Source organism: Aeromonas sp. 1HA1, assembly GCF_029237385.1.
GTDB classification, from domain to species: Bacteria; Pseudomonadota; Gammaproteobacteria; order Enterobacterales; family Aeromonadaceae; genus Aeromonas; species Aeromonas popoffii.
On the sequence record NZ_JAACGC010000018.1, the window covers coordinates 50,954 to 61,482 of the forward strand.

The 10,529-nt window shown below is 61.5% G+C and carries 10 protein-coding genes; 4 read left to right on the forward strand and 6 right to left on the reverse strand.

The features are described from left to right. Positions 1–266: 266 nt before the first annotated feature. Positions 267–1,178, reverse strand: a complete 912-nt coding sequence (gene xerD / locus GWQ22_RS08280) for a site-specific tyrosine recombinase XerD (protein ID WP_275930001.1) — start codon at positions 1,176–1,178, stop codon at positions 267–269. Between the two features lie 207 nt (positions 1,179–1,385). Between xerD and fldB the strand changes: the two genes are divergently transcribed. The 4 genes from fldB (at position 1,386) to GWQ22_RS08300 (ending at position 5,450) form a co-directional block, all read left to right on the forward strand. Further along, positions 1,386–1,904, forward strand: coding sequence for a flavodoxin FldB (gene fldB / locus GWQ22_RS08285; RefSeq protein ID WP_275930002.1), 519 nt, complete (start codon positions 1,386–1,388; stop codon positions 1,902–1,904). 285 nt (positions 1,905–2,189) lie between these two features. Further along, positions 2,190–3,590 carry a TldD/PmbA family protein gene (locus GWQ22_RS08290; protein WP_275930003.1) on the forward strand — a complete coding sequence of 467 codons (1,401 nt, stop codon included), beginning with the start codon at positions 2,190–2,192 and terminating at the stop codon, positions 3,588–3,590. Then, complete coding sequence (locus GWQ22_RS08295; protein WP_275930004.1) at positions 3,590–4,930, forward strand: TldD/PmbA family protein; 1,341 nt, start codon at positions 3,590–3,592, stop codon at positions 4,928–4,930. The genes GWQ22_RS08290 and GWQ22_RS08295 overlap by 1 nt, the downstream gene beginning before the upstream one ends. A 214-nt stretch (positions 4,931–5,144) precedes the next feature. After that, on the forward strand, positions 5,145–5,450 hold the full coding sequence (locus GWQ22_RS08300) for a type 1 fimbrial protein (protein WP_209418498.1): 306 nt from the start codon (positions 5,145–5,147) through the stop codon (positions 5,448–5,450). 81 nt (positions 5,451–5,531) lie between these two features. On the opposite strand, the gene GWQ22_RS08305 is transcribed toward GWQ22_RS08300, so the two are convergent. From GWQ22_RS08305 to GWQ22_RS08325, 5 genes are all read right to left on the reverse strand, one after another. Further along, the gene (locus GWQ22_RS08305) at positions 5,532–6,452 is read right to left on the reverse strand and encodes a L,D-transpeptidase family protein (protein ID WP_275930005.1); all 921 of its coding nucleotides are present in this window, start codon (positions 6,450–6,452) and stop codon (positions 5,532–5,534) included. Positions 6,453–6,720: 268 nt separating this feature from the next. Next, positions 6,721–8,004 carry a nucleotide disphospho-sugar-binding domain-containing protein gene (locus tag GWQ22_RS08310; RefSeq protein ID WP_275930006.1) on the reverse strand — a complete coding sequence of 428 codons (1,284 nt, stop codon included), beginning with the start codon at positions 8,002–8,004 and terminating at the stop codon, positions 6,721–6,723. Further along, positions 8,004–8,879, reverse strand: coding sequence for a TauD/TfdA family dioxygenase (locus GWQ22_RS08315; protein ID WP_275930007.1), 876 nt, complete (start codon positions 8,877–8,879; stop codon positions 8,004–8,006). Before GWQ22_RS08315 ends, GWQ22_RS08310 begins: the two co-directional genes overlap by 1 nt. Positions 8,880–8,889: 10 nt before the next feature. Next, a complete protein-coding gene (locus GWQ22_RS08320) occupies positions 8,890–9,864 on the reverse strand; it encodes an isocyanide synthase family protein (RefSeq protein ID WP_108536806.1) in 975 nt (324 codons plus the stop codon). A gap of 243 nt (positions 9,865–10,107) precedes the next feature. Then, positions 10,108–10,529, reverse strand: a 422-nt coding sequence (locus GWQ22_RS08325) for a transposase (RefSeq protein ID WP_275930008.1), incomplete at its 5' end; no start/stop codon positions are given.

Sequence of the window (10,529 nt, forward strand, 5' to 3'; positions counted from 1 at the left end):
GTGTTTAAAAAAACCGCCCCTGTGGCGGTAATGCCAGTCATTTAAGCACTTTTATGACTTAATATTCAAAATTTTGAATAGCAGGAGCGGTGCTATGGTGACAGCGTCAATTTGGCTGATACCTTTGCCCTAACTGGCATCCAATAAAAAGAGGGAGGCATCATGCCTCCCTCACTCTTTAGCCCTTATACCTCGCGGGTTGGGGCTCACACTCTCTTAACTGACTGGCATTACCCTATGACGGTTTTTTGTTGCGCATCAGTGCCTCAGGCGCGGGGGTGGTGCTCCCCGTGCAGCGCCTTGAGTCGTTCATTCGCCACATGGGTGTAGATCTGGGTGGTGGAGAGATCCGCATGGCCCAGCAGCATCTGTACCACCCGCAGATCGGCGCCATGGTTGAGCAGATGGGTGGCAAAGGCGTGGCGCAAGGTATGGGGGGAGAGCTCGCCATGGATCCCGGCGCGCAGGGCATAGAGCTTGATGCGATGCCAGAAGGTCTGCCGGGTCATCATGCGGGCCAGCCTGGAGGGAAACACCACATCCGAGCTGGTGCCCCCCAGCAGCAGGGTGCGGGCCTCACGGTAGTAACGCTCGAGCCAGTGGATCGCCTCCTCCCCCATGGGCACCAGCCGCTCCTTGTTGCCCTTGCCCACCACCCGCACCAGCCCCTGACGCAGGCTGACATGCTCGGCGGTGAGCCCCACCAGCTCGGAGACCCGCAGTCCGGTGGCGTAGAGCAGCTCCAGCATCGCCTTGTCACGCAGCTCCAGCGGATCCTCCACCAGCGGCGCTTGCAGCAGCGCCTCCACCTCCCCTTCACTGAGATCGGAGGGAAGCTTCTTGGGCAACTTGGGGCCCTCCAGCAGCACGGTCGGGTCATCACTCCGCAGCTTTTCGCGGTTCAGATACTGGTAAAAGCGACGCAGGGCAGACAGAAAGCGGGCCGTGCTGCTGGCGGCAAACTGGTGATCCACCCGCCAGGCGAGGTAGTGCTGGATCTCATCCATCCCGGCCAGCAGAAGGGAGCTGCCCTGCCCATCGAGCCAGAGGGCAAATTTTTCCAGATCGCTGCGATAGGAGCTGACAGTGTTGTCAGACAGCCCCCGCTCCAGCCAGAGGGCGTCGAGGAAAGGTTCGATCAGGGGATGATTGTACACGGCAGGCGCTGGCTTGGTCATGGTACTGGGTCTTGGGCAAACGGTGGCCCATTGTAGCGCGCCCGGCGCCGGGCGACAGCGGGATCTGATGAGGCCTGCACCACGCTTGCCCCGTGAAGGGTGGCGGGCAATCTGTTAAACTGGCACCCCTCCCTGCAGCCTCTGCGCGCGCCAGCCCCACGCGCCGCCAGGATAAAGAGCTATCTGTTTTACGGTAAGGACAGTGCGATGAAGATAGGTTTGTTTTACGGTTCCACCACCTGTTACACCGAGATGGCCGCCGAGAAGATCCGCGCCCTCATAGGCCCGGAGCTGGTCGATCTCCACAACATCAAGGATGTGCCCCTTGTCCGCATGCAGGAGTACGACATCCTGATCCTCGGCATCTCCACCTGGGACTTTGGCGAACTGCAGGAAGATTGGGAATCCCGCTGGGAGGACATCAAGGATGTCCATCTGGAGGGGCGCATCATAGCCCTGTTCGGCCTGGGTGATCAGCTGGGCTATGGCGAATGGTATCAGGATGCCCTGGGCCTCTTGCACGATCAGCTGGTGCCCAAGGGGGTCAGGCTGGTGGGTTACTGGCCCAGCGAGGGGTACGAGTTCGACGCCTCCAAGGCGCTGATCGACGATGGCCGTCACTTCGTCGGGCTGGCTCTTGACGACGCCAACCAGTACGACCAGACCGAATCCCGCATCGAACAGTGGGTCGACCAGATCCTCGGCGAGATCCACGAGCTGCTCTGATCTCGCCCGGATGTGACGCCAACCGATGCGATCGGAGCAAGCTGCACCTGGCCCCCCGGGGCGACCAGCGATTAAACAAGGTCCACTGCTGCGTTAATCTTCCTTGCCTGCGGCCAGGATCTGGGCTGCCGGGCGCAGTTATCGCACCGATTTTCTCAATCGGTATCATCGTATGACGCTGTAGCGACTTTTTTGTGCTGGTCTGCAACAATGCAATCGACACTCCATAACACCATCAGACGGGTGTCGGAAGCAAACAGGAAACAGACCAGAAAAGGATATTCTATGACCTCATTTTCCCTGTTGGCCCCCGCTATCGCGCGCGACGTGCTCGATCACGCGCTGGCGCTGGGTGCCGACTTCGCCGAGCTGTTTGTGGAGCGCAAACGCCGCAGCCAGCTCAGCCTGCTCTCCAGCCAGATAGAAAATATCAGCGGCGGCCTCGATTTCGGCATAGGTGTGCGCCTGTGCTACGGCCACAAGGTGCTCTACGGCTACACCAACCTGGCCGAACGCAACGAGCTGCTGCGCATCGTCACCCTGCTGGCGGCCAAAGACAGACGCGACCCAGTGGTGACCGCCACCGCCTTCGACTTCACCCGTTTCACAGACCGCAATCCGGTTACCCTGCCACTCGGTGCTGACAAACTACTGGAGCAGAAGATTGCCTATCTGCATGCCATGGATGCTGCCGCCCGCGCCGAGAGCGCCAAGGTAAGCCAGTTTTCGGGCAATGCCCTGGGCTGGGAGCAGGAGGTGGAGATCTTCAACAGCGAAGGGCTGCAAGTGGCCGATCGTCGCCACTACAACCGCATCATGGCCCAGACCATCGCCATGGAAGGGAGCGAGCAGAGCGTGGGCTACGAGGCCCCCGGTGCCATGATGGGCTGGGAACATGCGGCCCTCATAGACCCGCGCGAACTGGCCCTCACCGCCACCCGTCAGGCGCTGGTAAAACTCGGCGCAGCCCCCTGCCCGAGCGGCACCCTGCCGGTCATCATGGAGAGCGGCTTTGGCGGCGTCATTTTCCACGAGGCGTGCGGCCACCTGCTGGAGACCACCTCGGTCGCCAAGAAGGCCTCGGTGTTCCACGACAAGATGGGCCAGCTTATCGCCAACCCCGTGGTCAACGCGGTGGACGAAGGCTTGCAGGGCAATGCCTGGGGCTCCATCAACGTCGATGACGAGGGGATGGCGGCCCAGCACACCCAGCTCATCAAGGATGGCGTGCTGACCGGCTTTCTGGTCGACCGCATGGGGGCGCTCAAGACTGGCTATGCCCGCACCGGCTCGGGACGGCGCGAATCCTATCGCTTCGCCCCGGCCTCGCGTATGCGCAACACCTATATCGAAGCGGGTAACCACAGCCTGGAGGAGATGCTGGCCACGGTGGATCACGGCATCTATGCCAAGCGGATGGGCGGCGGCTCGGTGCAGCCGGGCACAGGCGAGTTCAACTTCAACGTGCAGGAGGCCTACCTCATAGAGCGCGGCAAGGTAACTCGCCCGCTCAAGTCGGCGACCCTGATCGGTACGGGCCCACAAGTGCTCAAAGAGATCTCCATGGTGGGCCGCGATCTCGCCCTCTCTGCCGGCATGTGCGGCTCGGTCTCCGGCTCGATCCCCGCGTCCGTCGGCCAGCCACCACTCAAGGTCGACAATATCCTGGTCGGAGGGAACGCCTGATGAGCCAACTCGACATGAACCTACTGCTCACCCGCCTGCTGGATAAAGTTGCGAACCTCGGTGCCGAGGCGGACATCATCGCCAATCGGGACAAGGCTTTCTCCCTGAAAGCCGACAAGGGCGAGTTGGGTGAATACAAGGTCACCAGCAGCCAGCAGCTCGGCATCCGCCTCATCAAGGATGGCCGGGTCGGCATCGCCTACTCGGAATCCCTGGATGAGCCGGCACTGGATGCCATGTTGCAGGATGCGCTGGATGCCAGCCGCTTCGCCAAGGTGGATGCGGATCAGGCCATCCGGGTCGGCGGCAGCCAACTCAGCACGCAGTGCGCCGAGATCAACCAGCCCGATACCACGGCAGCGGAAGAGAAGATCGCCCTTGCCCTGCGCCTCGAGGCGGACATGCTGGCCCTGCCGGATGTCACAGGCGCGCCTTATAACAGCGTCTTCGAGGGGGAGAGTCAGCTCTGGCTCGCCAACAGTCTGGGCAGTCTCTGCCAGCACAGTGAATTCAGCGTCGGCTGCTACACCTCGGCGCTGATCGAGCGCTCTGGCCGCCAGTCCATGCACTCACAGGGGCAATATGGCCGCCGCTTTGACGAGCTCGACAGCCAGGCCCTCATAGCGCAGATCCATGCCGTGGCCGACGGCCTGCTGCTGGGGGAAGCCGTGCCGAGCGGTCACTACAGCGCCCTCTTCAGCACCAACTGCTTCGCCAGCCTGTTTGGCTGCTTCCTGGCGGCGCTGTCGGGCAAGTGGGCCCAGCAGGGGATCAACCCCTGGCGCAGCAAGCTGGGCCAAAGCGTGGCCTCCCGCTGGCTCACTCTGGAGAGCCGGGCCTATATGCCGGGCGGCATGAACATCAAGGCATTTGACGGTGAAGGGGCCCCCACCTCGGATCTGTTGCTCATTGGCGAGGGGGAGCTCAAGACGCTGCTCCACAACAGCGCCACCGCTCACCACTTCGGCCTGGCCAGCAACGGCTCGGCCGCACGCAGTGCCCGCGGTGCGCTGGATGTGACGGCGCGCCATCTGGTATTTGGCACAGGCCCCCACAGCGAAGCCGAGGTCAAAACCGGCGAGTATCTGGAACTGGTCAAGCTGGATGGCCTGCATTCGGGCGCCGATGCGGTGAGTGGCGACTTCTCGTTCGGGGCGTCAGGGTTCCTGTGTCGGGATGGCGTTCGCATCCAGCCTGTGCGCGGCATCACGGTCGCAGGCAACTTCTACCACCTGCTCGGCGAGCTCGAAGCGGTCGGCGACCTGCTGCACCACGACGATGGCAAGGGCTTCTATGCCCCGCTCATTCGTTTCGGTGGTTTGAACATTGCGGGTAAGTAACCCCCGCATATAAAGAGAAAACCGCGCTTTTCTCGTGATGAGTAGCAAGAGGGCAACCCCTGGGGTTGCCCTCTTTTTTATTCTGACCTTTGGCTCTGAGCTTGACGACGAGTGGTCAAATAATCCCCCCCCAGCCAGACACAGTCGATACTGACAATGCAAGGCAATGAACACGCGGTTTCCTACCCAAGTGCAAGACAATCTGGAGGTCTGCATGAAGACAATCGCAGTGGCGCTCACCCTCGCCACACTGGGCATATCAATGGCACAGGCCACTTCGGCAAGCAGCACAGGACGCATCACCTTTAGCGGCGCCATCGTGGAGGATGCCTGCCGCATCAACCAGCAGGAGGAGCAAATGCAGGTCACCTGCCTCTCGGGCCCCAAGCAAACCACAGAGACACTCAATCTGCAGCAGTTGGCAAAGCAGTCGCCACTGCGTCTCGCCACCAGCCAGGTTTCCTATCGATGGATTGACCAGCGCCATACCATGGCGGTGATCACCATCAGCCACGAATAGTGCTCACCAATGCCAGAAATAACAACGGCGACCATCAGGTCGCCGTTGTTATTATCGAGTCTCGGACTCCAGCCATCAGGCTCAGGGATTGAGACGTGTCGGCATACCGGAACGCTGCTCCAGCACCTGCTTGACCACATTGGAGTCGCTTTCCATGTGGGCGATGAAGCGGGTAATAGCCGGAGTCATGGGCAACGGTACGGAGGCGGTGGAATTGAACTCCTCCTCATTGCGCGACAGCGGCTCATGGACTTCTATGTAGCGACCGCCATCCGGCTCGACCGTGAACTTGACTGGCTGGTTGACGAACTGGACACGGGTACCGACCGGCACATGGTCGAACAGGTACTTGATGTCGTCGGCGCGCAGACGCACACAGCCGCTGCTCACTCGCAGACCGATGCCGAAAGTAGCATTGGTACCATGGATGGCATACAGGTTGCCGATATAGAGGGCGTGCAGACCCATGGGGTTGTCCGGGCCCGCCGGCCAGACCGCAGGCAGTGTTTTGCCCTGGGCGGCATAGCGGCGACGGATGTTCTCGGTCGGGGTCCAGGTCGGGTTGGCACGCTTGCGCTCAACCTTGGTGATCCAGTTTTCCGGCGTATTCACACCCAGCTGGCCGATGCCGATGGGCAGCACTTCCACCACGTTCTTGCCCTTGGGGTAGTAGTAGAGGCGCATCTCGGCCACGTTGATGACGATCCCTTCACGGGGCGCATTCGGCAGGATCAACTGATGGGGGATGATCAGCTTGCTGCCCGGTGTCGGCAGATAGGGGTCTACGCCCGGGTTGGCTTCCATGATGTTGGTCAGGCCCAACTGGAAGTCGGCGGCGATCTGCTCCAGCGGACGGTTGTCCGCAGGCACCACATATTCCAGGTTCTCACCGATCAGGCGGCTGTTGGCCGCGGGCAGTGCGTATTCAACGGCAGCGGCCTGATGGCTGACCAGCGTCAGAGTACATAAAAGGGCCAAAGCGGCAGTGCGAAGGGGAGTCATAAAATTCCTGTGTGGTTTCCTGTACCAAGTTGGCCGGGGGCCGTGTCATCCTCGGTCCGGCCTGTGACGAGTCACTCTGCGCCCGAGGTCGATAACCGAACGCGCATTCTTTCCTGAGTCGGCCAAGAATTCAACGTCGGGATGGCTCTTTTTACATGAAAAAGTGTATCAATCGCCGCTGGCACCGGCTCTTGGCATGACAAGTCGGCTAACAACCGCAAACTTAGCAGAAGCAGGACAAAAAGGGAGACCCGCTCCCCCCCCTCTACTATCGAGTGCTGGCGAGCAGGATCGTCACTGCCTCGGCGATGGCGGCCCTGGCATCCAGCCTCCCCATCTCGTCGGCCAGCAGGCACGCCCGTGACCGATAGCGCGGTTCGTGTACCACCTTGCGCACCGCGGTGGCCACGGCCTCTGCCGTCGGCTCGTTGCAGTGCAGATTGATGCCCACGCCACTCCACGCCACCCGGGTAGCCACCTCTGCCTTGTCCTCCCCTGTACCCGCCACCACCAGCGGCACCCCGTGGGCCAGCGCCGCCTGCACCGAGCCGTAGCCGCCGTTGGTCACCAGCACAGCGGCCCTGGGCAGCGCCAGCTCGAACGGCACATGCTCGGTGACGATGGCATTGGCGGGGATGGATCGCCCCAGCAACGCCGGATCCCGACCGCCCGTGGTCAGCAGCAGTTGCAACGCATCACCGGCCAGCCCCTGCATGGCCGGCAGCAGCAGTTGCCCCAGATCCACATTGGCCAGCGTGCCCTGGCTGACGATGACCAGCGGCCGTTCATCCAGTTGCCCCCACCAGGGCGGCGAGACCGACTCAAGCCGGGGTGGCAACAGGGGACCGATATAACGGATCACCCCCGTCAGCTCGGGCCGATCATATTCAAAACCAGCGCAGGAGAGCTGCAGAAACGCATCCGGCGCCGTCACCATCACATCGGTGAAGGGAGCCCCCAGCGCCGGTGCCCCAGCCTCGGCCAAGGCGGTATCGAAGCTCTGCTGCACGTCGGCCTGCAGTCGCCGGGTCTGCTCATCCAGCCACGGCAGCTCGCCAAGGGAGCGGCGCAGCTCGGGGGCGATGCGCGGGCCGTAGAAGATGGCGTCCGGGCTCGAGAAAGAGACCGGGTTCACCCCCAGCATCAGGATGGGAAGGCGCTGGCTGCGCGTCTGCTGCAACAACGGCAAAACGCCGTAGAAGCCGTTCTCCACCAGCAGCAGATCCACCTCCTCTTCAGCGATCAGCGCCCGCAACCGGCTGTCGTGCTGCGGGATGGGCACGGCGAAGAAGCGCTTTAGCGCCAGCGCCATCTGGGCAGTACCGCTCAACTCGGCTCGCTCGGGGAAGTGCTGCTCCAGCGCCCGATAGTCAAAATCCACCTCGGGAGCGAAGGGCACAAATTCAGCGCCGCTCTGCCGGATCCCTTTTTCGAACAGGGCCCCACACAGCATCAGCACCCTGTGCCCCTCCCCCACCAGCAGGCGGGCCACCGCCAGCACAGGATTGACGTGGCCCGGAGTGGCGGTGGCCGCCAGTAAAATGGTCGCCATCACGCCGCCCCTTGCGGCGCCAGCGCCGGGTTGAGGCAGCGCGGGCTGACCTGGATATGGACCCGCTGGATGTGGCGGGCCGAGCGAGCGGTGAAACCTTCCCGCCCATGCAGCAGGCCAAAGTTGTCAGCGATCACCACGTCCCCCGGCTGCCACTGGTGGGCATAGAAGTAGCGGGGATCGTAGAGCCGCTCATGCAAATCCTGCAGGAAGGCGGCTTGCTCCTCGGGCAGGATCCCCTCGATCTGCAGTGCATGCGGGTTGAGGAAGCGAACCCCCTCTCGCGGCGGCTCGTTGTAGCGCATGACGGTTTCACCGCTCACCGGATGAGGCACCAGCAGGGGGGAGCTCACCTCGCCACCGTAGTGCACCACTTGCTTGATGCGATAGGTGATCCGCACCCGCTCCCAGCGGGCCAGCCGCTCGCCATCGAGATCCACCAGCAGCTGGCGGGTATTGATGAAGGTGGTGCGCCCCCCCTCGTCAGCAGCCGGAGCATGCACGCAGTGAAACAGCTGGAACTCGGGCACGGTCGGCTTGTACATGCCATCCCAGTGCAGCGGCACATAGCTGGAATCGAAGATATGGTCGGTGGCGTTCTGGTCCGCTTTCACGTCCAGCACGGCGCCAAAGGACCACATCATGATCTCGCCCCAGCGCTCGGCATAGCGGGTCAGCCGCTCGGGATCGGTGAAGCCAGACACAAACCCGCGCAGGATCAACACGCCGTGGCGACGGGCCCGTTCACGCAGCGACTCGACCGGCAAGTCCTGCACAGCTTGCCCCTCCCGGGCCGGTTCGATCAGCAGGCCGAAGGGGGTATGGGGGTGAATGCGGCAGGGCTCGCCGCCGAGGGAAATAAGGGATGCTGTCATCGTGAACTCCTCAGGCGGCGGCCTGCTTGCTGTGGATCAGGTAGTGACTGGGACGGCCATGGATATGAACCAGTTCGTGCTCCAGAGCCAGTACATCGCGCCGCTTCATCAGCACGAACTGGCCATCCAGATTGGCCGCCACCCCGTGCCAGGGGGTGAGCCAGTCATCCCGGGTCGGCAACATGTGAATGCCCATCTTAAGGCTGTGGCTGGCCTGGGGATGGATGGAGAGACGAATGGCCTCGGGGAAGCGCTCCGCCAGCAGGTTGCCCCAGGCGCGGCTGCGCTGGATCACGGCATGGGTGCGCGACTTGGCATCCCGCTGCAGCGCCGTGTTGGAGAGTGGCGTGTCCGGCAGCTGGCTGTCTTCATAGAGGAAACGGGTCATGGCACGATAGAGACGAACTCCCTCCTCGGTGGTTTTCACCTCTTCACTGATCTGCGCCAACGGCTCGGCATAGCGGGCTACCAGCTGTTCACGCAGGGTATCGAAGTCGCGGCTGGCGCAAAATTCGGCCATGCCCGCCACCATCCCCAAGTGGAAGACCCCGAGGTGGGTCGCCCCCAGCTCCAGGATCAGCTGCTCTATGTGGGCCTGATAGGCATCGATGGCCGGATCCGGCACCCGGATCAGATCGCCGAACACGTGGCCATCCGAGCAGATCAGGATCCGCATGCCGGGCCGGTAGTGCAGCTGGATGCGCTGGCAGAGGTGATTGAGAAAACTGAGGGAGAGGCGCTCCGCCATGTCCGGCAGGGTGCCCAGCACCTTGTTCGGGTTGGGTGACTTGGTGGGAAAGGCGGGCAAGACGCAGGTGATGGTCTCACCCCGCTCGATGAACGCTTGCAGACGGGGGATCTGGATGGCCGCCACCTCCTGCTCTTCACTGTGCCGCTCCAGGATGGGATCGGGAAAGCGGCGACGATAAGGCAACAACTCGGCAAATATCTCATGGGCAATTTGATGGGAAGATAAACCACTCATTATTCCGGCTCCTTTAGGAAAGATAACATCAATAAAGATGACTATTTATCAATACGTCCAATCTCTGTCGTTATTATTGGCATATCCGTTTGCCACCCAAACGAATCTAGGGAAGGTGCGAACAAGTGGATCGCACCTTCATCATAAGCAGCCTGCTCACGTTTAACATTTTCATTACTCCAGAATTCGGACGTATTTACTCCAAAATCTGCTTTTTGCTCCATCATTCCGCTTTTTCGGGGCTTACCTCGCATTTTGGACGCAGCTATCCCATCTCCGTATCATCTGGTCCACTCGAAACAGATTCGCCAGCGTAAACAGCATCGCCAGTTGGTTGTCGTTCTTCCGCAGCCCCTTGTACCGAGCTTTCACAAATCCAAACTGACGTTTGATGAGCCGGAACGGATGTTCCACCTTGGCGCGGACGCTGGATTTGAGTCTCTCAAAAGCAATTACTCCCTTGTTTTTACGAGGATGCTTTTTGAGTTCCTTGAGTTTGCCAGGGCGCATGGCAATCGCCCATTCAGCCTTCACATCAGCCAGCTCTTCACGATTTTCAGCCCCCTGATATCCGGCATCAGCGAACACAAACGCTTCCTTGCCATGGAGCAGATGACCCACCTGATTGAGGTCGTGCTCGTTGGCTGACGTGGTCTCCAGACTGT